This window comes from Sediminibacillus terrae (assembly GCF_009602435.1).
Lineage (GTDB): Bacteria > Bacillota > Bacilli > Bacillales > Amphibacillaceae > Sediminibacillus > Sediminibacillus terrae.
In genome coordinates, this window is the sequence record NZ_VZDQ01000011.1 from 64,573 (window position 1) to 90,789 (window position 26,217).

A 26,217-nucleotide genomic window follows, 5' to 3' on the forward strand; every position below is an offset into this window, starting at 1 on the left:
GCGACTGGATGAGGAGGGATAAACATGAATAGGGTACGAATTTTTCTGGCTGGAGATTCGACTGTAAGTAACTATGGAAAGGATCGAGCCCCACAAGCAGGCTGGGGGCAGGCTCTTCCGCGTTTCTTTAAATCGGAAGCTGAAGTCATCAATCGGGCAGCCGGAGGCAGGAGTTCCAAAAGTTTTATCACAGAAGGCAAACTAAATGAAATAACTAATGATCTGCATCCTGGCGATTACCTGTTCATCCAGTTCGGTCACAATGATAACAAGCCCGACCCCGAAAGACGTACAGATCCATTCACTACTTATCAAGACTGTTTGAAACAGTATATTGCGGTCGCCAGGCAAAAGCAAGCCTGCCCTGTTTTACTGACCCCAGTGCAGCGTAGGATTTTTTCAGAAATCGGAAGTTTGAAAGACACCCATGGAAATTATCCAGATGCTATGCGTGCCTTGGCAGAACGGGAATCAGTCCCGTTAATCGATTTAACGAAAGAAACTACGGCACTGTTGGAAGCACTCGGTCATAAAGATTCAAAAAAATTGTTCATGTGGATAGAACAAGGCGAGTCTAAGAATTATCCAGACGGATTACAAGACAACACGCACTTTAACGAACAAGGAGCAATAACAATCGCCAATCTGGTCTGCAAAAACATGAAGAAAATGGAGATTCCATTGCTTGATTACCTTTCACCATCTTTTAATATATTAAATTAGTGGGGTGACGTGATGAGTGTAGGAGTATTAGCACATCTACTGGGAAAACAACCATATGATGATTTGGCTGAAACAGCAGGAAAAGAAGGGTTTTCCCATGTCCAGCTTGCTTTGTGGAAAGCGATCGATTCTCCAGATTTCCAACGCCCGGGATATTTAAGTCCAGGCCTGGCAAGAAATATCAAAGCTGCATTCGCTGGACACCGGATTTCTATCTCGGTACTTGCCTGCTACTTACATCTTTATGAGAGGGATCTGGAAAAACGCCACGAAAATCTGGAAAGGTTCAAAGAACTGATTCGATTTGCGCCTCTCTTCGACTGCTGCGTTGTGGCAGCAGAAGTAGGAAAAATGCCGGTCGGCTTCACTTCCGATGATTGGAGGGTGTTACAAGAGAGCCTGGAAATTCTTTTAGCTGAAGCAGAGAAACATGGCGTTTTCATCGGAATCGAACCAGCGAATGATCACTTGATCGGTGATATCGATACACTCGAGAGAATGATGGCACAATTACCCGCGAGCAACTTAGGCGTCGTTTTAGATCCCGGAAACTTGCTCACGTCCGATAATTTCTTCAGACAGGATGAAGTTATCGAACATGCCTTCAGTCGAGTGGGAAGCCGGATTATCGCCTGTCATGCAAAAGACAGAATCATCGAACAAGGGCAGATTGTCACAGTTCCTCCGGGAAAGGGGCAACTCAACTATGACTTGTATTTTCAGTTACTTCAACGTTATAAGCCTGAAGTGGATATTATTATGGAAGCCGCCAATACCCCAGAACAACGACAAGTCTCAAAAGCTTTTCTTGATAGAAAGCTAAAACTAGCACGAGAGGCTATCTCTTTTTAATAGGTTTTTCGCAGATTTTGTACTTTTTACGTTTTACACTGATGCTGTAAAACTGGACAGACCTTTGTCACGTGATCAGGATAGTGCAAATCCACCGCTGCGGAATTACCTTGTGTTTTCGCAGGCGACTGGTAAGCTTCCTTGTGCCAGCGCTCTGCGAAATCTCTCCGGGGCCTTCCACCCCGGCAAGGTTTATACCAAATCCCCCTGTTACCTTGATCCTGTGATGACAGCTTTCACCTGGATCATGGAATGGCCGAACATACACCTTTAAAGGTTTCCCTTTCAATAAAGCAAGTTGGAAAGATAGATTGTGAGCGTCACCGTAAACATACTGAGTGTCGTCGAAGCAAGAACAGTCTGTGCCGCAAGCTCCGGTTCGTTCTTGTATTCTTGGGCGATTATTGCGCTATTCACCGAGCTTGGCATTGCTGATGAGACGAGGAGCGCCTTGGCAAGCAGTCCCTCGTAACCAAGACACCATATCAAAAGAACCGCTAACCCGGGACCCAGAGCCAGCCTTACTGCCAAGCTGACATAAACAATCATTAGCTTGGGGTGGAATGTCAGTTGTGCCACTTGTGCTCCCAAGGTCAACAAAGCCATTCCAATCATGGCGTCACCTATATACTCTCCCGGTTTAAACAAGAAAACAGGCAGGTCCACTTCCAGGACATTCAACAAAATACCCACTGACATTGCATAGATGGCCGGCATGCGCAACAAACCGAGCAAAGCCCTCAACCGCCCTTCGCTGACCGCCTTCAACGAAAAGATACCGAAGGAATAGGACAATACATTTTGAAAGGTCATGACAATCACTTGAATCGTGGCAGCAAGCGGATTATGTTGAAAGGCCAAATCGTTGACGGGAATGCCGTAATTCCCGGAATTGTAAAGCAGGACACTGTTTGTAAACACTCCTTCTACGCTTTTTCTATATCTTCCTATTTTGGCAATCATTTTGACAATAAGATACAACCCCGCGATAAATAAAACGAAAAAGCAAAACACTTCCCAGAGGATATGAAGAGAAAATTCGGATTCGTATAGATTGATCAGGACGAATCCCGGGCTCAAAAAATATATATTAAGCTTGGCAAGTGTATAAAGGTCTAAGGTAAACAGCTTGTGCAGCCATGCTCCTATGCCAATAAGAATGAAAACAGGAAGGACGATATTTAAAAATATAAAAATAACTTCCATAAGCGAACCACCTATTATTGCTTCTTTTTGATCTGGGTTTCCCTGTTGAAAACCAGCTATCTCTATCGATAAAACATTCTCGATTCTTGACCACTAAGCAAAAAACATGGTCTGAAGGAGTCGTCCTCCGTCAGACCATCATACAAAATTCTCCCTATGAAGCTATCGTCTCAGACAGTTTTGTTTCCTCGATTTGGTCAAAACATTTCAGTGACAGCCACATATTTAAATGAGCAAACACGGTTAAACCGAACAGGGGAATCAAACCAGGGAAATAAATGAAAAAGTAGTAGGACGATAAACCGACGACAAGCATTAACACAAGGTTGGCAGGGTGAAGAAACCCAATTATCAGCGCTTGTTTGATATACCCCCGGATTTTCATATCATAGTGCACAAATACAGGAAGAATATACAACAACATAATCATATATATTAGACCTGTCATGATCATCATGTAATTCATCAGCGAGTAAAACCAACCCTCAAACTGCCGGAAAAAATGAAGGTCAAAATACCAAACAGCTCCTATTCCTGCCAATAGCCATGCCAGCCCGTTTGCCCGTAAAAATTCCTGTCGGTAAACGCTCCAGAACGCCTGGAAAAGCGGCGCATCCTCCGTGAGCATATGTTTGCGGGCGACGGCATACATCGCCGCTGTGCTTGGCGCCAGTCCGAAAACGACTCCGCCGAGGACAGTGCAACCTATCCATAGTAAATGGAGCATGGCAAAATGGGTTACCCACTTACAAAATGCCATAACGCCGTTCAATAACCTTCCTACCTGCATAGTGAACCCTCCCTGTTTCTTCCCTGTTCCTATTTTCGCCGGTCTGCTGCCCTGCTAACTGTTTATCGTTTGTTGGTTCAACAGCTCTTCTATACGAATCGGCCTGTTTTCCTTTGCCGATTTCCAAACTGCTTCCCCGAGTGTTACAGCATACGCACCATCTTGGCTGCCGGATAAAATGGTATAAGGCCTTTTTGGATCTTCTCCCATAAATATATCCTCTTGGATGATTGGATCGCCTCCACCATGCCCTCCTTCCCTTTTCACTACATGAATCGTTTCCTTTGACCCGAATAATGGGAAATATTCTATCGTTTGTTCCGGTACTGGAAAAGGCACCCTCGAAGGGGCATGAAATTCAGTGGTTTCTATCCGCCCTTCTGTTCCATTGATGGCCAGTCGATACCCTTCATATGGCAAAGAAAAGTTGATTGAATAACTTAATAGCGCTCCTTTATCATACTTCACCGTCGCAGTGTAGGTATCCTCAATATTGATTTCAGAATCAAACACACACTGGTCCGGCCGGTAACTGGTATAAGTATCTTTTCTCGCTTCATCTGAATCAATATGATCATCTTGAACAATTACACTGTTGCTTCGTGAATTCCAACGCATATAATAGCCACAATCATGCTTGACGTTGCAGGTCTTGCAATACCTGCCATCTTCCATCAATGGATTGTGCTCCCCTTCCGGACCGTAATAATTCAGCGCTCCAAAAGCAAAAGCCTCCACTGGCTTTTGACCTAGCCACCAGTTCACTAAATCAAAATGGTGGGAGCTTTTGTGGATGGAAAGACCACCGGAAAATTCTCTCATCCTGTTCCAACGTTGAAAATAACTCGAACCATGATACGTATCAATATACCAATTCAAATCTACAGAAGTAACACGTCCTACCTTGCCAGCCATGATCAATTCTTTGATACGCATATGGTAAGGACTATAACGATAATTGAACGTTACCGTAACCTTTGCATCGCTTCGAGCTTCCGCGTCCATAACTCGTTTGCTATCCAGCGCGGTGGTCGTCATCGGCTTTTCTGTAATCACGTCTATGTCCTTTTCCAATGCTTTCAAAATATAGTCCACATGGGTATCATCCCTGCTAGCCACAATGATGACATCCGGTTTCGTTTCGTCTATCATCTTATCGAATTCCGAGTCCCTGTACTCTGGAACATGTTCTATTTCAGGGAATTCCCCTTTACAGACAGCAAATCGCTTTGCATCCATATCAAGCAAAGCTGCCAGCTTACTCGTAGCTGCGAAACTTTCCAACATCGGTTTAATAAACATGCCCATGGCACGTTTACTGATCCCGCATACGGCAAATTTCCTCATGTTTTTTCCTCCACTTCCGCTGATTACAAAGTCGGTAACAGTTCTTGCATTTCAATACTGGCAAGAACAAAGGCACCGACACCATGTAAATCATTTTCTGTTTTCGGCCGATCGATATAGTGCTGATAGTCTCCCACACCTGTTCCTATACATATTTCCGGCATGATGAACCGTCCATTTTCGTCAAATTTCATACGCCCGATCAAACCTCGGTATCCCTTAACCGCAGATGGCAAATAACTTTCATCAAGATGGCCTCCCCGAATAGCTCGGGCAATCGTGTACACAAACAAAGCAGAACATGACGTTTCCATCCAGTTGCCTGGATGGCCCGGTTTATCGACCACTTGGTACCACAGCCCCGTTTCTTCATCCTGATAACCAATCAGGCTTACCGCCAAATCGCGCAAAGCAGAAGACAATTCGATTCTAGAGGCGTGACTCTGTGGTAGAAAATCAAGCATTTCATTAAAAGTGATGCCGTACCAGCCGATGGCTCTTCCCCAAAATTCAGGGGATTTCCCGGTCTCTTTATCTGCCCATGGCTGCTGTCTGCTCTCATCCCAAGCATGATGATACAAACCGGTATGTTGATCCCTCGTATGTTTCCTCATTAACCGCTCTTGTTCCAAAACCATTTCCATCAGTTCCGGCTCATTATATTTTTTGCTGTAATTCATGGCAAAAACGCCACCCATGTACAGGCCATCCAGCCACATTTGATAAGGATAGCCATCTTTATGCCAAAAACCGCCGTCCGAAGTCCTGTTCAAGGTCGGAAACATGTTTCGCAATTTGGCGGCAGCTATCCGATAACGTGGATCATCGGTTTGTTCATCCAGTTCGAACAACAACAAACCAGCCTGGATGGCATCCAATTCTTTGCGATTCCACAAAAAGTTTCCATTTTCATCGATGTTATAATCAACATAGGCTTTTATATATTGTTGGTAGTCTTCACCGCCAGTTCGTCCTTTTAGCTGGCGCATACTTTCCAAAAACACGCCTTGATGGTAATGCCAACGGCCGTCAGGCGGCAATTCGGAGGGTTTATAGGCAGCCATAAGGGAATCACAGGCGGCCTTTGCCCAGGCCAATGGGGTTTTTAATTGATCAATGCTTTTTGTTTGATTGGTTGTCACCACCACAAATCTCTCCTTTTGTTTAGCTTAAGATTTTAATCCACTTGTACTGATACCATCGACAATGTAACGTTGGAAGAGGAAGAAAATAACGAAAATAGGCACGATACTAAGCGTCGACATGGCGAACATCGCCCCCCAGTTCGTTACAGAATTGGGGTCTGAGAACAGTTTCAGCGCCAGGGATACCGGATACTTTTCAGGAGTAGATAAATAGATCAACGGCCCCATGAAATCATCCCATCTCCAATAAAAGGAGAAAATCGCCGAAGTCATCATAGCAGGAACAATCAACGGGACAATAATGCGATAGAAAATTTGAAACGTATTGCATCCATCTATTTTCGCTGCTTCATCAAGTTCTGTCGGTATGGTGCGGATAAACTGCATGATCAAAAAGATAAAAAACGGGATTCCGAAGAATGTCGGCAAAATCAACGGCAAGTAAGTATCTATCCAATTAAATTTGTTGAACATGATGTATTGAGGAATCATCACCATTTCAAATGGCAGCATCATCGTCAGCATCATACAAACAAACCAAATATTTTTCCCTGCGAATTTCACCCTTGCAAAGCCATAGGCAATCAACGTCGAGGATAAAATACTCCCGATAGTAGCCACCACCGAAATGATTGCCGAATTGACAAAAAACGTACTGAAGGAGATTCCGCCAAAACCTTTCCAGCCGGTGATGTAATTTTCAAAATGCCAGCCGTCGGGTATCAGGGAATGGGCGTCGACAAACACACTGGAACTCTCCTTAAGGGAACTGCTGACCATCCATACAAGCGGGTAAATCATGATCAGCGTGAAAATAATCATGATGGTATGCTGTGCTATCTTTTTCCATTTTTTATTTTTCATGCCCAACTTCTCATCTCCTTATTTATTGTCCGATTCATAATGCACCCAGTGCGGTGAACTTTTGAAAATCAATGCAGTGAAAATGGCAATAATGACAAGCATCACCCAAGCCATAGCCGAGGCATATCCCATGTCAAAGTATTCAAACGCACGCTGGTACATGTACAGGACATATAGCAACGTACTGTTGACCGGACCGCCATTGGTCACGACAAAACTCGGTGTAAAGGCCATGAATCCCTGGATTACCTGCATGATTGTATTGAACAAAATGACCGGTGTCAGCAGCGGAATGGTGATAATGAAGAATTGTTTGACCGGACCGGCGCCATCGACACTGGAAGCTTCATAATACGTTTTCGGTATGTTGCGAAGACCAGCAAGAAAAATCAACATCGACGAACCAAACTGCCAGCCATACAGTACGATCAAGGTCCAAATTGCCGTGTCAGGATCTCCAAGCCAGGAATGGGTCGGCAATCCCAATGCCCCTAAAATTGAGTTGACTGCCCCGTCATTCCCGAAAAGTTGTCGCCACATAATCGATACGGCGATGCTGCCCCCTACGACAGACGGCAAATAGAGAAGCGTCCGGTACAGTCCGACCATCTCAACGATTTTATTCAAAGCCATCGCTACCAAGAGCGCAAAAACAAGACGAATCGGAACGGCAATTCCTGCATAAAAAAAGGTGACTTTCATCGATTTCCAAAAGGTTGGATCATCTGTGAACATTCGTACATAGTTATCAAGCCCGATCCAGCTGGGTGTGCCCATCAGGTCATAATCAGTAAAAGACAAGTACAAGGAGTAAAGGATCGGAAAGATAGTCAACGTAAAAAATCCCAGCAAAAACGGTGAAATGAATAAATAACCAGTAGTGTTATGGTTGTCTTTCTTCACCTTGCGCCGGGCAGGCTTGAGCGGCTCCATTTGCTTATGTTTTGGTTTGGGAGACACCTTGGGTACGGTTGTTGTGGCTTGCTCTTCTCTTTTCGGTAACATTGCCCTCACCTCTTTTTGTGGTTTATCGAAGAAAAAGAACATAACGTGCTATTATCCGGCAGGACCGGAAGTGAACGATTTACATCATGAAAATGGCCCTGATCACCTGCTCAGGGCCATCCTTCTTATCTTATCTGTTCAAAATCGCTGTGGCTTTCTCTCTAAATTGAGTGGCACCTTCCTCTGGAGACAATTCTCCATACATTACAAGTTCATCCACTTCCTCCAATGCAGCTAACACTTCAGAAGATTCCGGCGGAAAATTGGAATCGATCGGTGAACTGTTTTCTGTCACCAATTCAATATAATCGAAGACCTTTTTATCCGTCTCGCTCAAATCATCTGCCATCTGGTTACGGATGTCTTCTTTAATCGGAACACCTCTGTCCGAACCGCCGATTTTATAAACCTCAATGTTGTTGGTGAAGAAATCGATAAAACGTACTGCTTCTTCCTTGTGCTCTGAATTTTCACTGACAGACCATAGCATGGCGGGTTTCAAATACATTCCTTCTGTATTGTTCGTTCCTGGCAGCAACGTCATTTCCAAATTACGATCCCCCGCTGCACTGGTCAATGCGGTTGCCTGGTTGGACCACCTGAAATCGAAAGGTGCTTTTCCGTGGACAATCAATTCATCCTCGACCCCTTTTATTTGCTGGATGGTATCGTAACCAGGAGCTACACCTTCATCTACCAACTGTTTGTTCATCGTGAAGTAGTCGGTAAGCAGCTGATCGTCCTCATAACCCAAGGCAGTGCCGTCTTCGTTGAAAAGCTTCTGCCCTTTTTCGCGCAAGTAATATTCAAATAAATTTTTAGGTTCCATCAATCTTGCACCGAATTCACCTGTCTCTTCATGTACTTTTCTTGCTGTTGCAACATAATCGTCCCATGTCCAGTTTTCATCTGGTATCTCCACGCCTGCTTCTTCCAACATATCGGTGTTATAAAAAGCTGTTAATGCATTTGTTCCCGTTGGTATCCCCAGCAATTTCCCTTCCTTCTTACCTGATTCCATTACCGTCTCACTTACACCTTCGACATTGATTTGACCGCTTTCCACGTATTCGGACAAGTCTGCAAGCAGTCCTTTGTCTGCATATTGATTGAGGTATTCTCCGAAGTTCTGTTGCATGATATCCGGCAGATTATTACCTGCTGCTTGTGCTGCCATTTTTTCAAAATAGCCGTCAAATCCTGTAAATTCAGCATCAATCTTGATGTCCGGATTTTCCTCTTCAAATTTTTTGATGATTTCCTGTGTTTGGTCATGTCGACTTTGAGAACCCCACCACGTCATCCTAAGGGTCACTTGATCGCCTTCTTTTCCATTGTCGTCGCTTCCACCCTCTCCAGACGCTTCATCCGAGCCTGAACATGCCGATAAGAACAAAATCAGTGCCAACCCCAAACAAAAACTCCACAACAAGCGTTTCTTCATTTCTACATCTCCCCTTTATGTTTGAAAGCGCTTTCTATAGCTTGATTCCATCATAATGCAAGCATCGAATATAAAAAATAAAATTTTCAGACATTTATGTACAAAAAACAGATATGATTATTTTTTTTAATGAAATTGCAAACGCAAAAGATGAAATGAAACATAGATATGAGCGAAACTATTCTTTGCTCCGATTTACGCTGAGTGAATGTCTGCGTTGCGGCAAGTGTAGCATTCTGCTGTAGTACCAAATGAATCAAAAAAATTAAGTGTATCCTCATTCAAAACAGAAAGCTGGTAAGAGCAGAGGGAGTATCCGAAGACTCCGGTAGGGGAGGCATGGCCTTGGAAAAGCGAGGATATTTTCTGTAACGATGGATTTACTCGGTTCAAAGTAGTCAGGGAAATCCTGGATCGCTTTTATAGTGATTGCGTTAAGGTGACAAGCATTCAAATTTGCGATTTAAAAAATCAAGGCTGATCCGTTGCTGGTCCAGCCCTAATTTAATGAATGTGTTTTATATTCGGTAGGAGTCATTCCGGTATGTTTTTTGAAAACCTGTCCAAAATAACGGGGGTTGTTGCCGAAACCCACCGCTTCTGCGACTTCGAAGACTTTGACCTGATCTGTCTCTTCAATCAGTTTTTTGGCTTTTTCCATTCTCTGGTTAATCAAAAAATTCGAAAAGCGTTCACCCTTCTCCTTCTTGAACAGTTTTCCCAAATAGTCCGGATTCATATAAAGCACATCAGCAGCAATTTGCGAAAGCGACATTTCCTGCTCGGCAAGATTGGTTTCCACATAGTCGATCACCCTGCTAATGATGGTTGTCTGGGTTTGTCTTGTCCGCTCATAATGGTAAGCGGTGATTTCTTCTGCAATTTCACATATATATTGCTTTATTTCCGAAAAACGATTGTATTGCTGAAATATGATAATTTGTTGAAAGTATCGATCCATTGCTTGCTGGTCCGCTTGTCTAATGATGGACATATATAATTCCAAGCAATGGGATTTCACCAAACCCGCCTCAAGCTTTCGACTGTGGATATCTCCGAAAAAATCATTCAAATAATGCCGCATCGCTTCTGTATTGCCACCACGGACCGCCAGCAGCAAATCTTCGTGATCGTATTGCAAGTCTTTAAATCTTGCATTGTCTGCTTCCCCTATGTCCTGGACAGTAATAATGCTGCCATCGGCAAGATAAAAACGCTGTGTCAGGCAATTGATCGCTTCATTGTATAACATCCTCAGTTCACTGATAGTCCCTGAGTTACTTATCGCCGTGGTAAACGTCTTTTGATAGAAATTTTTGTACGCCTTTTTCATTTCTTTCAAATATATGGATAATTCGGTCGCCGGCATGTCCTCCAGCATAAGGACAATCCTTTCTCCGATGGTTGTGGACAGCGGAACCGATTGAAATTCACCCATCCGTTCAGTGACCATTTCTTTCAAAGCGAATTGCTGTTCGTATTCATGTGCGCCATCCACCATCAACACCAACAGACGGAATAATTTGGAAGTTGTTTGCAGACCGAACATTTGACTGTAGTTTTCCCAATCCTGAATACTGTAGCTTTTATTGGTGATAAAGTCTTTCAGAAATTGTTCTTTCGCTTTTGGTAACACTGTTTGCAAATGTTTTCTCATTTTCTCCAAAAAATCGCGTTTTTGATTTTGTTCATCCAGATCAGCCACTACTTCCTTAAGTGCATCCTCGATTTTCTTTTCATTGCTCGGCTTTAACAAATAGTGCTTGACGTTACATTCCATTGCTGTTTTAGCAAATTCAAATTCGTCATAGCCGGACAAAACGATAAAACGGATCTCTGGGTACAGACGGTGTACCTGCTGAATCAATTCCACTCCGTTCATTCCCGGCATTTTGATGTCTGTAATCACGATATCCGGTGGATTTTTCCTGATCAAATCATAAGCCATCCGGCCATTCGATGCCTTTACCTGTAATGATGTATTACAACCAGACCAGTCGACCAATGCGGCAATCCCCTCTAGAATATTTATCTCGTCGTCGACCAACAGTACACGATACAAACCCCTCACCCCGCCATATTCGGAATTAATATTTTCACCTTTGTCCCCTGATTCATTTGGCTTTCAATCGCTATGCCGTAATCTTCGCCAAACATCAGCTTGATGCGCTCATTAATGTTTTTCAGACCAATTCCCGAGCTTTTCGAGCGGATTTCCCCTTTATAAATACCATCCAGTTTACTCTCTTCGATTCCCGGACCGTTATCTTCAATCATGATTTGCAAATTGTTATCCACTTGTTTAAAGCGAATGATTACCCGGCATGGTTGAATCATTTCTTCCAATCCATGCTGAATGGCATTTTCGACTATAGGTTGGATCGTCAATTTTGGAATTTGGCAATCCTCATATTCTTCCCAAGCGCTAAGGGTAAATTCCAATCTGTTTTCATAACGGTACTTTTGAATCGTTATATAATTATCAACAATCTCTAATTCTTCCTTAATGGTAATCATCGGAGCTTTCTTGCTGATTATGTTCCGCATCATGTTACCAAGCGCTTCAGCCATGACCGAAATCTTTTCTTGTTGGTTGATCTTGGCGAGCCAGTTGATTGAATCTAGTGTGTTGTATAGAAAATGAGGGTTGATTTGTGCCTGGAGTGCTTTATATTCTGTTTCCTTGATGATCAATTGTTTTGTGTAGTTTTCTTTAATGAGTTGATTGATTTTGTCCAGCATCGAACGAAAATTGACGTGGAGCTGGCCTACCTCATCATTATAGTATTTTTCCGGAACGGTAGCTTTTTCTTCGAAGTCACCCTCTTGGACTTGCTTCATCCTTGCAGATAACTCCTCCAAAGGTTTAGAAATATTCTCTGCCGCCTTCCTGCTCAGCAAGATTGTCAGTGTAAGCATGAACAAAAAACAAATGATCATAATCCGTTTGATGGTTTGAGACTGTTTGGTAATATCGTTGAATGGTAGTAAATGAAAATAAGTGAGCTTGGAAAAACGAGAATGCTTATAAGTGAGTAAAAAATCTTCCCCGGAAAAATCCATCACTCTGTAACCGTTGTCATTTATGTGGTCAGGCAAGTTTTGTACATCCAGCCCGTTTTCCTTGTTTTGATAATAAATATCTTCCCCATTGGTTACGAAGAAATTTTTATTTTTAGAAAAATCCAGAGTTTGGTCGACAAATTTGTTCATGTCTATAGAAACGATAAGGATACCCATGTTGGCTAGACTGACATTTTCCTTTCTCCGGATTAGCCTTGCTGCCGATATTCCATTTTCCCCTTCTATTTTGGACCAGGTATTGGAACCCTGGGATGCATAAACAAGCTTGCGTATTTTTTCCGCGTCGTTTTCTATTTTTGTATCATAACCAGTCGTGTACTTTTCCCCAAACCGGTCGATTACCTGAATGGAAGATATGTATCTTTCGCTTGAAGCAAAGATAAGCAAACGCTCCAACAAGTTTGCCTTCGTTTTATAATCTTCAAATCCCAGCTTTCGCTCGTTAATTGTCTCCATATATTCCTGGACAAGAGAATCTGTGCTGACTTGGAAGGTGAGATTTTCGATCTTTTTTAGTTCTTCATCGATGACAGTGGAAGATAATTGCAGCATATCTGCAGACTCTTGATAGATCCGTTCTTCGTATAGTTTGGTAAAATAGTGGTAAGTAATCATTCCGATTATGCAAAAAATCAATAAAAGCAGTAAGGAAATCGAAAATATCTTATTTTTTATTTTTATGCTGCTGTAAAAAGGACGAAATCGCATAACATCCCCCTGTCAAGCGTTTACATTTTCTACTATTATAGCATCTTTCATTGGACAGGAGAGGGGGAATCCTCTTATTTTTACCCAGCTTTACAATCCTGTTTTTGCCGTTTTGTTTTCCTCGTCATTCGATAAATGATCATGCTTACCATAATAAGGCCGGCGAATTCCCCTGCCGATGCGGCCAAAGACCCACTGATGCCGTTCCATTCAGGATAAAGCCGGACAAATAGCCATATGCTCATTACGACGGTGATTAAATTGACTAGCTGGGCAATGAGCATTTTTCTCGTTTGCCGGTGCAACATAAGGAATCCGTTCAAGAAGTCTACCCACGGGAATACAAGCGTTTTAATGATGAAAAATTTCATTACCAGCAGGGTCGACTCGGCCAGATCACCATTTGCCCCCATGATCGTTTCCATGAACCAGTAACCAGCGGTTGTATAACAAAGCAGCAAAAGAAACAGTGTCGGCAGTAAACTGACTGCTGCCATAAACCGGATCACCTTCTGCTTATTCGTTTCGTATAATTGCAAGACAAGTTGGTGCGTATACATAAAGAAACTCAATAACATCTGGGTAATACTATAGGCAAGCGCAAAGGAGGCAATGCCCAGTTCTATGTTTTCCGTTTTTGCCAAGAACACATAGATGACAGGAATCAAAATCGTTTGGATGAGAAAATAAAAGACCAACGGCATGTAAAATTGAAAAATCTCTTTTATTGTAAGGTGCTGGACCTGTTTTGGATAATGTTTGCCCAAAATTTGTCTCCCTTTCCAGACACTGATCCCACACTCCATAATCATTCCTGCCAAAAAGATGATCGAACCGGTGACGCTTTTTACATAATCGAACGCGACAAACAAATAAGCAATGACAAACATAGCCACCAGACGGATGACGACTCCGATGGTAAGCCACTTTGTCTGCAAGTGATTGATGATTATTCCTTGATAAATATCGCGGATCGCCGAAAAGATAATTACCAGGGAAATGACAGTAAAAGCTTCTGAAATGGTATGTACCATATTCTGGTCTGCATGGAAAAGATGAATATATACCCAGTCGCCAATCGAGCTAAAAGCCATTGTCATACTTAATCCGATGATGACGGCCAGTATCGAGACCATAAACAGCCTCAGCTTCCGGAATGCCAGCCTGTCATTCACCAAAGCAGAACATGTCTGCCGGAACACGATGACCGGGCGTTCAACAATTCCGAAGAGCGAGAAGGCCACTGCATAACAGGCTATGATAAATGTTGCATGATCTCCCCTGCTTAACGTACCATTTATGATCACATGGGTGATTGATGTCAAGCTCACCGAAAAACCAAGCGGGATAAAAAAACCTGTCAGTTGCTTATAGCCGAATCGTTGAGAAGATTTATTCACTTCAAGCCGCCTTTCTTTCCTGTTTCTCTCCATTCCCGGTTAGTCAACGAATCAGGATATCCGGACGTTCAACGACTTTAGTCCCTGCTTTCACTTCCAACATCGGATATTCTCCGGTATGTGTAACAATTGTTGCCTCCTTTTCACCAACAAGGATGGTGTCTTCCGATTTGACTCCGGAAATACTCGGATTCCAGGCAAACACCTGTCCCGTCTCCACATTCATTTCCGCATTTTCTGGCAAAAGCAGTTTTTCCCTTGTATTATATCCAGACAGACCACCCTGATGGTGGTATTTCCATTCTTCCGGATAACCAGCATCGCTGTACGCAGTCTGCATCACCTCATATAAGTCCTGAAAATCAGCGCCCGGTACAGTGGCTGCAATCAAACGGGAATCTACCGCAATTACTCCCCGGTGCCGGTCTTTCAAAGTGTCGGACGGTTCACCAAAGTGAACAAGACGGGATGCGGATACTATCTTCCCCTTTTTTCTGGTGCAAACAACCAACATGGCATAACGGTCCAATCGATTGGAGGTCGGAAGTGGGTGCCGACGCTTGAAGGTGCGACCATCTACCGCTGCCAGATTCACAATCGGTTCCAATTCCCTTTCGAGACAGCATTTGGCAAGACGTCCGACAAGTTGATACTCACTTTCCCCCCGGTTGAGTTCAAAAGCGACTTGTTCAATCGCTTCACCAGTCAGCACTCCCTGCTTTTGAAATTCTTCTCTATCCTCTTCCATCAATATGGTGCGCATTTGCAATAACTGTTCTTCGACATGAAGATCAAGTAAAATCTCTTGCTTGGCAATATACTTGGATACAAGCAATTCAAATTGATTTGGTTCATACCAGGGAAACACTTCAAGGTAATCGAATTCCAGATCAAATTCTTCTTCAATCAGTCGGTCTGCTTCAATGTTGCTTACAAATAACCCCACTCTTGTTTTTGTAACAAGAATACTTGCCGGTGATTTTTCTGATGCTGTGTTGATAAAACTACGTCCGTTTGCCAGCCATGAAATGTTTTTTTGCAAAGTAAGCAATAAACCGCTTTTTGCCGTAGAGGCTAATAAATCACGCAGACGGTCGATTTTTTGGTTTCCAGCCATTTTTTTCATTCCTTTCTCATTACTGCTTGCCTATTTAATAACGGTCAAATTATTATAGAGATGGGACGATGGCCGGTTATACGATGCATTTATAAAAAGCCGAAAGGGACAGATGCCGGAGCCTGACATCGCTGAAATTACATCTTTTTAGTCTCTCAAACAAAACAGGGAGGCATCCCTTTCCCTCCCTGTTCATCCCTTGCTTTTTTTGCTTATTGCTCGTGCAGCCACTTGTGGTCAGGATCTTCATAAGGATTCAATTTCCGACCTGATTCTCCGGCCATGAACCATAAGTAGTAGACTTGATAGCCGCCAGCAGCTCCAACCGGGTGATAGCCAATATCGATTGCAAAGCTGTCACCGTGTCTTATCGGATATGCTGTGTCGATTTTTCCGTCTTTTGTATAATGGTGCTGCACACCGAAGCCCTGCTCAGGATTTACTTGATAGTGGTAAATCTCTTCCAAATTAGGTTCTTCCGGCGCAAATTCTCCGTCATGTTTGTGCGGAGGATAACCGGACCATTGACCAGCATCATTGACTGTCTCTCCAAGAACCATTCGGTGCACTCTTCCGTCCGCATTATCTGCAATAATGTCATTTACCGTGCGATTCCATTCCTTTTCGCCTCGCTTATGTACGACGACTTCTTCCGGTCGTACGACGAAAGGCTGGTATTTATTTTCGGCTTTGACTTTACAAACCGCTATTTTAACATCCGTATCTGCTGTTATCTGATAAGAAGACTGACAGGGGACATATACTGTCGTAGCTTTCCCATAGAAAACGCTTTTTCTTCCACCCAGATGCTTCCAGTTTTCTCCTTCCGTTTCGACAGTAGCCGTTCCTGTCAGTATGACTAAGGCAGTTTCAAAAGAAGAGGTGTCTGCTGAAAAAGTCTCCCCTTTGTCCAGTGTCAATTTACCAAATGCCAAATATTCCAAGAGCTCATACTCCTCTGAAAAAATATCTCGATATCCTTTTTGGTCTACAGCTTTCACAAAACGTTCCATATGGAATCCTCTCCTTTTTATAATAACAACGTTGTTATTTTATTTTATATAATATTCTGATGATTTTCAAGTTTTTATTTATTCCTGTAAAAATGCCCGAGGTTAACGCACGCATCCCATAAGAAAAAGTATCCGCTCTCTGTCGAAAACGTTTCACCAAGGGTGCTACATGAATCAGCATGTTCGCTCCTCATGAAATCACACGGAAGACTCTAAAGGGAGCCAAGGCATCGGTGAGACCCCACAGAGCCAACGCCCGAGAAGACTCACCAGCACGCCCGTAAAAACCAGAATAGCACGCTTCACAAGCAATGCAAAAAAGACTCAAGGTAAATGCAAAAAGGATAGAAAAAAGCCTTCAAAAACCCACCTTTATCTTTCTATTTTACCAGAATTTCCGCCTGTCCTTGGAACGACAGGGCAGAAGTAAGTTCACCATCAACGGTAATAAGCTGGTTTCCTTTTTCAAGCCTAGCTTCCAATGCTCTTCTGGAAAATTGAATTTTCAATTCTGGAAGACCATCTTTATCATGATCCACGATTTTTACAGACTTCGTCCCGACAGGACGTAAATCCCCATCAAGTCTGACTTTGTTGACTTCTATATCTTCAAGATTGATACCTTTCTCCAATTCTATAAAAACATTCAATTTAGGGCCTTTTTCACCAAGGTTTTTTCCATTGTTTTTCTTTATAACATGCGGTTTGGCGGTAATTTCAGCCGGTATCCGGACTTTAAGGAAGTCACCTTTGATAATCGATCCTTCAGCGTCACGCTGGTAAGGTAATTCCGGCTCCAGACTGACAAAACTATCATCTGTAAGCTCCACGCCTTTACTATTCAAAGTATGCGCGCCATCAAAGAAAAAGTTTGTTTCTGAAATTAATGCTTGTGGATAAACATCGCCGGCCGTATACTCAGATTGATAGGATATAAACCGGTCGATGGTAAAATCTTGGTTGATTGATTCGTATGTGGAAAAATCGATGTTTCCTCCGGCATTATTGTAGGCAATGTTATTTTCTGCAATGACCCCTGGGTTACTGTTGCTGGTAAAACCTGCTGCTCCATTGCCAAATGCGATGCTGTCTTTGATTATATGTGGTACGTGAATCCCCTCTCCACCAAGTTTGAAACCATTTTTATCTCCGTCACCAACCGTGCCATCGCTTAATGTGCCATTCTGATAAGCAATACTATCCTCAATCAGGACGACGCCAATTGCACCGGTACCTGCCTTTGTATATAAATCCCACCCATCATCGATATTATGATGGGCGATACAGCCTTGGAATACGTTGTTTTCTCCGGCCGTTAGTTTCGCCGCAAACCCATCAGCATTATTGTCAGATGGATCCCGATTGTCGAAGGATTCACTGTTCAAAACCAAATTGTCGCTTGGCCACTCTTCTCTGGGTGCTTCCGGAACTGTCCGGCTGATTTGCAATCCTGTATCGCCGTTCTGATAAAAGCGGCTTTTTTCAATGATGTTATGGCTGCCTCCTACTGTAAACCCCTTTGTATTACCTGCAGATTTGGTGAAGTCAATGCCAGTTATATGCCAAAAGTTCCCGCTGAGTACCACGCCCTCTGATTTCTTGTCGAAGTCGATCACAGGCCTCGTCCCTTCTTCTGCAACCAAATACTTCCTAGCCTCTTCGGTTCCGTCATTGTACTTTTCAATTTCCAATTTTTGATTACGAACATACTTGCCTTCGGTCAGTATAATTTTTTGACCAGGTTGTACAAATGCGGTAGCAGTATCAAGGTCAAGAGGACTCTCTTTTGACCCGGTTCCTTCTGGTGAACCGCCAGGAGCTGTATAAATGTCCTGACCATCACGAAAGGTCTTCATCGATACAGTAAAATTTCTGACGATTTTTTTATAGTCAGTCAAATATTGAGTATCATCAGGAATAAAAGAAATACTGAAGTTATTTTCCTGGTCACCGTTAAGCTCTGTTGTTATGACTGAAGTCTTTCCTGCTTGAAGGGAGAGGAATCGGGTAACCTTCTCTTCTCCTTGCTTCACTGTTACGAATCCGTCCACATTCGGTCTTAACCGTAATTCATAGGAAGATTCGGAAGTTTTACTTCTAGACAACACTTCCAGCTTAGGACTTACCGGTTCAGCAGGCGGATTCACCTTAGGCGGATCTGTAGATTGAGCAGTAGTCTCCAATTCCATGTTGTGTACTTCAATGTCTGCCAGACGGGCTGTATAAAAACCGACATACATCTTGGAATCCTGTACGTTCAATATTGCTGGCTCGAAAAAGACAGCTTGTCCGCCTTCGTTGATTTGTCCGGATATACCGCTATTTGTTTTAGACAAAGTGAGACGATAAGCCTTTTCAGGATGTGTGTTGCCTGGTACTGGTTTCGCCTCGTCCAGCATCTTTTTCTGAATGCCATTGCTTCCAGATCCATCAGGGGTATCAACGCCTGTCCGGATAAACAACTGTGTACCGTTTTTTTCCTGAGTGCCACCGCTAAACCCGCCGATCGCAGCAATATTGGAAGCGAAAACGCTAGAATCTCCTTCCACCCCAATCGCATCCCGGGCCATGATGCCAAATGATTCCTGCCCATCATGTGCCGGACTTTTAGCATATTCACGGACAGAAATGTCAGCCGATAACTGAAAATTATCCTCTTCTGCGTCTAATTCTGTATAGTAGAATGTAATGCCATCATGATCTCCAGTTATTTTTCCTGCCCCTGGCTCGGCTACTAACCGAACGGTTCCACCATCCAGTTGTTCCACATAGTTTTTTTCTGGTCCTGTTGATTGTCCGAATTGTATCGTCTTCCATTCCGGTTGCAGCGTTTCTCTGACTGATACCTCGAAGGAGACCGGGTCGATTTCATCAATATCAGGGATGACTTGAATCGGATAAACCCCCGTTTTCCCGCCATCAAACGCAGAGGTATCCAGTTGGTAATCTGATTCACTGATTTGCTCTACATCTTGGTTATCGAACAGTTTTCCCACCTCTAGTCCGGTTGGGTTGAATTCCTCCCCTATTTGATAGGTTGTTTTTGGATAATTCATCACTTTCAAACCCAGTAAATCTCTTTCCTTCACTTGGACAGTAAAGGCTGTCTCCGCTTCCTTATAAAATAGTTGCACCTGTTGATCGCCAAGTGTTCTCGTATCTATTTGAGAGGCGCTCAGCTGCCGCCGCATTACCCGTTCCACCGAACCGTCACTGTAGGTCGCTTCGACAATCAACCCTGCCAAGTCAAGCTCATCGCCGGGATAATAGATTGTTTTCTGCGGAGCCTTTTGAATCTCTAAACCGGTTAGTTCCGCATCTGATACAAAGACATGGAAGTTAACAGAAATAGCAGGATTTTGTTTTGATTGAACAAACACCGTCTGGTTTCCTGATTCGGTAAATCGATATTCGGCTGGGTCGATAATCTCATTGTCGATTATGAATTGTAACTGCTCTTCTTCCACTTCTTCGATCAGATAACCATTGTCGAATTCTCCTTCCACGACTAATCCATCCGTTTCCATGATATCTTGCAAATAATAATCGGTTTTGGCGGGATTATATTTGATTTGCAGATCGGTCAGCGCCAAATCCCGAATCTCAATGTTTAACTCTGTGGAAGATCCTGCGTAATGTATCACTATAGAACCGGTTCCAACTGTGTTGCTGTCAAATCCGGTAACAAAAAAATCATCTGAGTCGAGCAACTCTCTGCTGCCATCTGAATAAACAGCTGTTACAAGAAGTCCTTCTAAATCAAGCTGTTCACCGATCAAATACGATTGCTTCATATTTACTGCATCGGCTTGCAAACTTTCCGGTACCTTGTCTGCGACTGTTAAAGAATAGTCTTCAAAAGTTACAGCCGCTTCTCGGGCAACATAAAAGCCGGCATAGAGCTTATCCGACAAGCCGTCCGGCAAAGAAACAGTTTGTTTGTCCCCGTTTACAGCAACCTCATATCCCTCTCCGGATTTCTTAATCGATAAATCATAAGTTTCCCCGGTAATCGGCGGGCTGCTTTCGGTAAAACCTTTCATTTTAGTCAACCCGTCCAGGTTGTAGAAACCGCGCATTTGATCGTCCAGCCCTCCGACAGCTAAATAATTGGAAGTGACTTTACTGGAATCCCCATTTTCAGCTACTTGGTCACGAATCATCAATCCAAACGAACGCTGGCTGTCAGGGGTGTATCGATCGATTTTCACGGTGGTATGCATCTCAAAGTTGGAATCAGCCGCTAGTTCCATAAAATAGAATGACAGTCCCTCTTCACTACTTGCTATTTTTCCTCCTGTTGCATCCATGCTGAATGAGCCATCTTCATAAAAAAGTGGGGATGGATTTTTTTCTTTACTCGTATTAGAACCGAAAGCGGCAAATTGCCAGTCGTTGCTCTTCAAAAATTTAGTGTATCCTGCTGAAACCGAAAAGGACACATTGCTCCACATAAGCAAACAGGATGCCAAAACAAGAAACAGCTTTTTCTTCATTTATTGATCTCCTTTACAAAAGTTTTCTCCCCTGCGATAAGACCTGAATTTTTTCACCACCTTCTTCATTAAAGAAAACGCTTACATCTTTAACAACGTTGTTATGTGCTGTATCATAAAACTCGGGCAACAAATTGTCAACCGAGTTTTACGAAAATTCATACCATTTACCTAGTAGTAATCTGTTATTTCAATTGGGAGAAAGATTGATTTGCTTCATCAATCCGTAAACCGCTCCGAGTAAATTTGAATTTTGCCTGAAGTGACATGCTGCAATCTTAGGCTCAACAGTGGCAATGTCTATCCTGTTGAGAATCATTTTTATTTTTTCATCGATTCGGTCGGTTAAATCGGACCTGGCACTTATCCCGCCACCAATTAATATCAACTCTGGATCGAATATGTACTGCAAATTATAGATTCCGACAGCCAGATTATGGTAAAATCGGTCGATTGCATTTATACAATCCTTATCCCCGTTTTCAGCCATGGAAAATATTTTTTCACCGGACAACGAACTGCTTTTAACTCGTTTAGCAGCTGCCACCATACGGACCAAAGCAGCAGTAGAAGCTGTTGCACTCCATGTGTTATCTTCTTCGGAAAGTTCGGGTCGTATAAGCATATAGCCAAATTCTCCGCCATGCAGATGTGCGCCTTTGTGCAAGGAACCATTTTTAATAACAGCTCCGCCTATTCCTGTACCTATGACAACCGCCAGTACGTCCTGTTTCCCCTGCGCTGCCCCTTTCCATACCTCGGCATACCCCGCACAGTTGGCATCATTCTCCATGAACACAGGCAAATTCGTCTTTTCTTTAACCATCTGTTTGATATTCGGCCCGTGTATATATGGCAAGGCACTCGATCCATATACTATCCCTTCCTCTGAAACTGCTCCGGGAGCACTTATTGCAATCCCGGCAGTTTCATCGCGGGTCTTCGCGTGATCCACGATGAAACCGATCAATCCTTCAAGGGCATCCGGGGTTGCCGTTTTGCCACTCTCCGCTAACTCTCCATCTTCCGTGATCACAGCATATTTTATAAACGTTCCACCTATGTCAAAAGCTAAATATTTTTCCATTGCTCCACCCTCTTATAGCTAAATAACGAATCCCTTATAATTAAAACAAAGAAGACAGCCAGTGGCTGCCTGTTTCTGCATGAATAGACCTTACCGTTTAGCAGACTTTCGCCGTTTGGTCTGAGTTTTAGGCGGAAAATAACCACGCTCGTAAACCCTGCCCTTCTTACAACCATGCAAAGCCGCCAACGCGTCGAGGTCCTCAACTTGTTGGTGCTTGATCGCTTCTACCATCAGTAATGCTGCAGCTCTGGCATCTTCGAGCGCATTGTGATGAAAGAACTCGATTCCATTATGTGCTGCTACTGTATGGAGCTTATGATTCGGCAATTCCGGCCAAACCTTTTTGGACATGGTCACTGTACAGAGATAGTCAAACTCAGGATAAATCAGTGCGTATCGGTCCAGGGTCTGCCGCAGTACACTCATATCGAAGCTGGCGTTATGGGCGACGACTAATCGGCCGGACAGGTAAGGAATCAACGCGGGCCACAGTTCGTCAAAAGTCGGAGCATCCAATACGTCCTGTTCATTGATGCCGTGGATGTACGTATTAAAGGAATCAAATTCCATCAATGGATTGATCAAGCTGTAATATTCATCTATAATGCCCTTCTCATCAGCGATGACGACTCCGATGGAACAAGCACTGGTACGGTAACGATTCGCCGTTTCAAAGTCTATTGCCGCTATTTGCAAAATATTCCCTCCAAATGAGGTTTTTTCCTCGCTTATGGCTATATTATATAATACTTGAAATAGACAAACAAAAAAATAGTCTTTTAAAATTTATGTTGGCAATACAGCATTCCCCCCCCCTCCCTGAAAAACGAATCAAATTCAGGAGAGGTATATAAACAAGTTAACCCGGAAGCATTGGCGTGGTGTTTAAAAGCAAATGAGGCGGAATGTTTTATACTCCACAAGCTCACTATCGAAAAACACCGGACGAACGCCCGAGACTCCTCGAAAGCTGCTGTTGGTTCTCGGTCGCCTGCATTTCCGCTGTCTCGCTTATTTCCTCTGCTACCAAAATTTTTTTCTCCTTTAAAAAAAGACCAAAGCTTATGGGCCCGGTCTTTAAGATGTTCCTTTATACCTGCTATTTTTGCTCTTGCTTTTTCAACAATTCTTCCATGTTACCATTCATCCGTCCTAATTGGCGGATAATCATCCAATTTTGTTCTACCAGTGTAGATAAATAGGTAACCTTCGCTTGTTCTTCTGCCTTTGCAAAACTCAATGCCATTCCAGCCTTGAAAAAGTTATTTCCTGCCAAGTCATTTGCAATGCGTTGTAGGACCACCAGATCCTTTTCATCCAAATCTTCTAACTGGTATTTTTCCATGAACTTTTGCAGCTGCTTTTCTTCTTTTGATTGTTTCTTTTCATCATTCCCGCCAAATAATCCCATATACTTATCCTCCTGTATTAAATCTCACTAAAACATTTTCACTTACAACAGGAGGGGAAATCAAGTAAAACATTTTTCACAGTCTTTCCCTGCTATCCTTTTCTTGTTTCAACCAGCCATAAACAGCACCAAGTATATTGGCATTTTGCCGGAAAAGACAAGATTCGATACGCGGTTTTATTTTTGCCAAATCGATCAAACCTAATATCCTGTCCAGCTTGCCGTTTATATGTTCGATTAAATCCGGACGTGCACTTACTCCACCGCCGATAAGAATAATTTCCGGATCATAAATATACTGCAAATTATAGATTCCGACAGCCAATAGATGATAAAACTCATCCACCGCTTCACGGCAGACAAGATCGCCAGCTTCTGCCTTTTCAAATATTTCTTCTCCTGTCAGTAGTGTTGGATCACTATGTTTTTTCTTTGCAACCTTCTTGACGAGCGCTTTCACAGAAGCAATCCGGCTCCAAACGTCATCACTGCTTTCGATATCAGGGGTAAGCAGCATGTAACCGAATTCTCCGCCATGCAAACGATCTCCTTTATGGAGTTCTCCATTTTTTATGACAGCTCCGCCGATCCCCGTCCCGATAACCATTACCATGACATCCTTTCTACCTGCAGCGGCTCCTCTCCAAATCTCTGCATAAGCAGCACAGTGGGCATCATTTTCCATGAAGACCGGCAAACCGGTTTTTTCTCTGATCAATGCTTTCATGTTCGGACCGTGGAGATAACGGACAGCACTTGAACCATATATAAAACCACTCTCCGACACGGCTCCTGGTGCACTCACGGCAATTCCTGCCAGAAATGGTTGAGACTTTGCTTCCGATTCAAGGAATAATAGCAAGTCATCGATCGTTTTCGGCGTCTTCATTTTGCCGCTTGACAGGATTTGTCCTTCTCTGGTAACAGTCCCATACTTCAGAAATGTTCCACCTATATCTATTGCCAGAACATGGTCCACGTTTCCCCCCCTCTCTTCCATTAATTAAGTGAAATGAGTTCAGGTCCTTACTGAGTCTCATGCATGAACAGTGATATCACTTATACTCCTCCATATTCGTTTCGAATTGTCTTTCTGAAATCAATCGTTGATACCAGTAGGCAGACTTTTTCAACCTGCGATTCCGGTTATCTTCTAAGTTGATTTCGACAAGACCATAACGATTTTTAAAAGCATTCATCGGGGAAACATTGTCAGAAAACGCCCATAGCATATAGCCTCTGCAATTCACACCTTCTTCGACTGCTTTTAGCAGCCATTTTAAATGGTCACTGATAAACTCTATTCGATAATCATCTTCAATCATGCCATCCTCATTTTTAAAGCGTTGTTCCTTTTCAACCCCCATTCCATTTTCGGCAATGAACCATTCGATGTTCCCATATTCCTCTTTCATTCGAAGGGCCATATCGTACATGATTTGTGGATAGATTTCCCATCCGCGGTAAGGATTCATTTTTTTGCCGGGTAGATCGAATTTTTCGTAGTAATAGGCCGGGTGGAAAGGAATCCGTTCATTCCATGCGGATGTACGTGCCTGTACCCGATGTGGAAAATAGAGATTGAGCCCTACATAATCGACCTTATTTCTGTTAATGATTACTAGTTCTTCTTTGGTATGCTCAAATGTTATATCATGTTTTTCCATTAAATCGAACAGTTCCTGGGGATACTCCCCTTTGATAGAGGGATCTAAAAAGACACGATTAAAGAACAAATCGTAGATGCGGGCCGCCTCCTGATCGTGAGGGGCAGAAGATCGGGCATACGTTACCTCCGGGTTTAGAATAACGCCTATCTTCGCACTTTGACTCAATCCCATTTTACGGAACAAAGATACCACCTTGGCTGTGGCCAGTGCTTTGTTATAATTCCATTGCATCCATTTCTTTGTATTCTGTTCAAACGGGTAACGAATGGCATCCAAATAAACCCTCGTCTGTACGACAACCGGCTCATTGAAAGTGAACCAGTTCCGTACTTTATCACCGTACCGTTCGAACACTTTCTCTGCGTATTTCACGAAAAGCTCGACTACATGCTTGGATCCCCAGCCGCCATAGTTTTCAAATAAGACTGCCGGCACTTCGTAATGCTCCAGACAAATCATCGGTTCTATACCGTTTGCGATTAATTCATTGATCATGTCATCGATATAGGCGGCATAATCTTCATCTACAACAGCAGTTTCATAATCTACCAGAAATCGAGACCAATTGATGGAAGTCCGGAAATGCGTCAGACCGATCTCCTTCATATAACCGATGTCTTCCTTATAGCGGTTTCGAAAATCGGTTGCCACAGCAGGTCCATACCCGTCATGCCAGACATTATGATTATTTTTGTACCATACATCCAAATAGGAATCCTGGCTATCTTTTTTTCCTGACCATCCTTCTGTCTGCCAGGCGGAAACTGCTGCACCGATCATGAAATCCTTTGGCACTTGTATCAATTTTTTTTGCATAGTAATCGCTCCTTTTGTATAATATCGGAATTCTGC

General features: G+C 43.1%; 20 protein-coding genes. 2 read left to right on the top strand and 18 right to left on the bottom strand.

Annotated features, from left to right (window positions below):
- The first annotated feature begins 24 nt into the window (after nt 1-24).
- Complete coding sequence (locus F6X55_RS02910; protein ID WP_026570610.1) at nt 25-723, top strand: rhamnogalacturonan acetylesterase; 699 nt, start codon at nt 25-27, stop codon at nt 721-723.
- A 12-nt stretch (nt 724-735) separates the two neighbouring features.
- Nucleotides 736-1,575: a sugar phosphate isomerase/epimerase family protein gene (locus F6X55_RS02915; RefSeq protein ID WP_153461878.1), complete on the top strand. Its 840-nt coding sequence runs from the start codon at nt 736-738 to the stop codon at nt 1,573-1,575.
- Between the two features lie 285 nt (nt 1,576-1,860).
- Here the strand turns inward: F6X55_RS02915 and F6X55_RS02920 are convergent, their stop codons facing one another.
- The 18 genes from F6X55_RS02920 to F6X55_RS03005 all read right to left on the bottom strand — a co-directional run bounded on the left by F6X55_RS02920 (nt 1,861) and on the right by F6X55_RS03005 (nt 26,181).
- Complete coding sequence (locus F6X55_RS02920; protein WP_026570612.1) at nt 1,861-2,781, bottom strand: AEC family transporter; 921 nt, start codon at nt 2,779-2,781, stop codon at nt 1,861-1,863.
- A gap of 154 nt (nt 2,782-2,935) precedes the next feature.
- Entirely contained in the window at nt 2,936-3,571 is a 636-nt protein-coding gene (locus F6X55_RS02925) for a YesL family protein (protein WP_153461880.1), read from the bottom strand.
- Nucleotides 3,572-3,625: 54 nt separating this feature from the next.
- Complete coding sequence (locus F6X55_RS02930) at nt 3,626-4,918, bottom strand: Gfo/Idh/MocA family protein (RefSeq protein WP_026570613.1); 1,293 nt, start codon at nt 4,916-4,918, stop codon at nt 3,626-3,628.
- Between the two features lie 23 nt (nt 4,919-4,941).
- Nucleotides 4,942-6,060 carry a glycoside hydrolase family 88/105 protein gene (locus F6X55_RS02935; RefSeq protein ID WP_371068660.1) on the bottom strand — a complete coding sequence of 373 codons (1,119 nt, stop codon included), beginning with the start codon at nt 6,058-6,060 and terminating at the stop codon, nt 4,942-4,944.
- 27 nt (nt 6,061-6,087) lie between these two features.
- On the bottom strand, nt 6,088-6,927 hold the full coding sequence (locus F6X55_RS02940) for a carbohydrate ABC transporter permease (RefSeq protein ID WP_026570615.1): 840 nt from the start codon (nt 6,925-6,927) through the stop codon (nt 6,088-6,090).
- An 18-nt stretch (nt 6,928-6,945) separates the two neighbouring features.
- On the bottom strand, nt 6,946-7,860 hold the full coding sequence (locus F6X55_RS02945) for a carbohydrate ABC transporter permease (protein ID WP_035426839.1): 915 nt from the start codon (nt 7,858-7,860) through the stop codon (nt 6,946-6,948).
- A 202-nt stretch (nt 7,861-8,062) separates the two neighbouring features.
- Nucleotides 8,063-9,376 carry an ABC transporter substrate-binding protein gene (locus tag F6X55_RS02950; protein ID WP_026570617.1) on the bottom strand — a complete coding sequence of 438 codons (1,314 nt, stop codon included), beginning with the start codon at nt 9,374-9,376 and terminating at the stop codon, nt 8,063-8,065.
- Nucleotides 9,377-9,875: 499 nt separating this feature from the next.
- The gene (locus F6X55_RS02955) at nt 9,876-11,438 is read right to left on the bottom strand and encodes a response regulator transcription factor (RefSeq protein ID WP_026570618.1); all 1,563 of its coding nucleotides are present in this window, start codon (nt 11,436-11,438) and stop codon (nt 9,876-9,878) included.
- Between the two features lie 5 nt (nt 11,439-11,443).
- A complete protein-coding gene (locus F6X55_RS02960; protein WP_026570619.1) occupies nt 11,444-13,168 on the bottom strand; it encodes a sensor histidine kinase in 1,725 nt (574 codons plus the stop codon).
- 80 nt (nt 13,169-13,248) lie between these two features.
- A complete protein-coding gene (locus F6X55_RS02965) occupies nt 13,249-14,568 on the bottom strand; it encodes a multi antimicrobial extrusion protein MatE (protein WP_161993047.1) in 1,320 nt (439 codons plus the stop codon).
- Nucleotides 14,569-14,611: 43 nt separating this feature from the next.
- Nucleotides 14,612-15,685 carry a M24 family metallopeptidase gene (locus F6X55_RS02970; RefSeq protein WP_161993048.1) on the bottom strand — a complete coding sequence of 358 codons (1,074 nt, stop codon included), beginning with the start codon at nt 15,683-15,685 and terminating at the stop codon, nt 14,612-14,614.
- A 212-nt stretch (nt 15,686-15,897) separates the two neighbouring features.
- On the bottom strand, nt 15,898-16,698 hold the full coding sequence (gene iolB / locus F6X55_RS02975; protein ID WP_153461886.1) for a 5-deoxy-glucuronate isomerase: 801 nt from the start codon (nt 16,696-16,698) through the stop codon (nt 15,898-15,900).
- A 380-nt stretch (nt 16,699-17,078) separates the two neighbouring features.
- A complete protein-coding gene (locus F6X55_RS02980; protein WP_153461888.1) occupies nt 17,079-21,194 on the bottom strand; it encodes a bacterial Ig-like domain-containing protein in 4,116 nt (1,371 codons plus the stop codon).
- Nucleotides 21,195-21,384: 190 nt separating this feature from the next.
- Nucleotides 21,385-22,281: an ROK family protein gene (locus tag F6X55_RS02985; protein ID WP_153461890.1), complete on the bottom strand. Its 897-nt coding sequence runs from the start codon at nt 22,279-22,281 to the stop codon at nt 21,385-21,387.
- A gap of 90 nt (nt 22,282-22,371) precedes the next feature.
- Nucleotides 22,372-22,980, bottom strand: coding sequence for a 3'-5' exonuclease (locus tag F6X55_RS02990; protein ID WP_153461892.1), 609 nt, complete (start codon nt 22,978-22,980; stop codon nt 22,372-22,374).
- A gap of 403 nt (nt 22,981-23,383) precedes the next feature.
- The gene (locus tag F6X55_RS20010) at nt 23,384-23,695 is read right to left on the bottom strand and encodes a hypothetical protein (protein WP_051382050.1); all 312 of its coding nucleotides are present in this window, start codon (nt 23,693-23,695) and stop codon (nt 23,384-23,386) included.
- A 76-nt stretch (nt 23,696-23,771) separates the two neighbouring features.
- Nucleotides 23,772-24,674, bottom strand: a complete 903-nt coding sequence (locus F6X55_RS03000; RefSeq protein WP_026771483.1) for an ROK family protein — start codon at nt 24,672-24,674, stop codon at nt 23,772-23,774.
- 76 nt (nt 24,675-24,750) lie between these two features.
- Nucleotides 24,751-26,181, bottom strand: coding sequence for a glycoside hydrolase family 1 protein (locus F6X55_RS03005; RefSeq protein ID WP_153461894.1), 1,431 nt, complete (start codon nt 26,179-26,181; stop codon nt 24,751-24,753).
- Nucleotides 26,182-26,217 lie beyond the last annotated feature (36 nt).

Coding starts and splice junctions, on each gene's coding strand:
- F6X55_RS02940 (WP_026570615.1), bottom strand. CDS start 6,927: ATGAAAAATAAAAAATGGAAAAAGATAGCACAGCATACCATCATGATT.
- F6X55_RS02920 (WP_026570612.1), bottom strand. CDS start 2,781: ATGGAAGTTATTTTTATATTTTTAAATATCGTCCTTCCTGTTTTCATT.
- F6X55_RS02915 (WP_153461878.1), top strand. CDS start 736: ATGAGTGTAGGAGTATTAGCACATCTACTGGGAAAACAACCATATGAT.
- F6X55_RS02970 (WP_161993048.1), bottom strand. CDS start 15,685: ATGGCTGGAAACCAAAAAATCGACCGTCTGCGTGATTTATTAGCCTCT.
- F6X55_RS02960 (WP_026570619.1), bottom strand. CDS start 13,168: ATGCGATTTCGTCCTTTTTACAGCAGCATAAAAATAAAAAATAAGATA.
- iolB (WP_153461886.1), bottom strand. CDS start 16,698: ATGGAACGTTTTGTGAAAGCTGTAGACCAAAAAGGATATCGAGATATT.
- F6X55_RS02945 (WP_035426839.1), bottom strand. CDS start 7,860: ATGGAGCCGCTCAAGCCTGCCCGGCGCAAGGTGAAGAAAGACAACCAT.
- F6X55_RS02985 (WP_153461890.1), bottom strand. CDS start 22,281: ATGGAAAAATATTTAGCTTTTGACATAGGTGGAACGTTTATAAAATAT.
- F6X55_RS02950 (WP_026570617.1), bottom strand. CDS start 9,376: ATGAAGAAACGCTTGTTGTGGAGTTTTTGTTTGGGGTTGGCACTGATT.
- F6X55_RS20010 (WP_051382050.1), bottom strand. CDS start 23,695: ATGGGATTATTTGGCGGGAATGATGAAAAGAAACAATCAAAAGAAGAA.
- F6X55_RS02910 (WP_026570610.1), top strand. CDS start 25: ATGAATAGGGTACGAATTTTTCTGGCTGGAGATTCGACTGTAAGTAAC.
- F6X55_RS02980 (WP_153461888.1), bottom strand. CDS start 21,194: ATGAAGAAAAAGCTGTTTCTTGTTTTGGCATCCTGTTTGCTTATGTGG.
- F6X55_RS03005 (WP_153461894.1), bottom strand. CDS start 26,181: ATGCAAAAAAAATTGATACAAGTGCCAAAGGATTTCATGATCGGTGCA.
- F6X55_RS02930 (WP_026570613.1), bottom strand. CDS start 4,918: ATGAGGAAATTTGCCGTATGCGGGATCAGTAAACGTGCCATGGGCATG.
- F6X55_RS02925 (WP_153461880.1), bottom strand. CDS start 3,571: ATGCAGGTAGGAAGGTTATTGAACGGCGTTATGGCATTTTGTAAGTGG.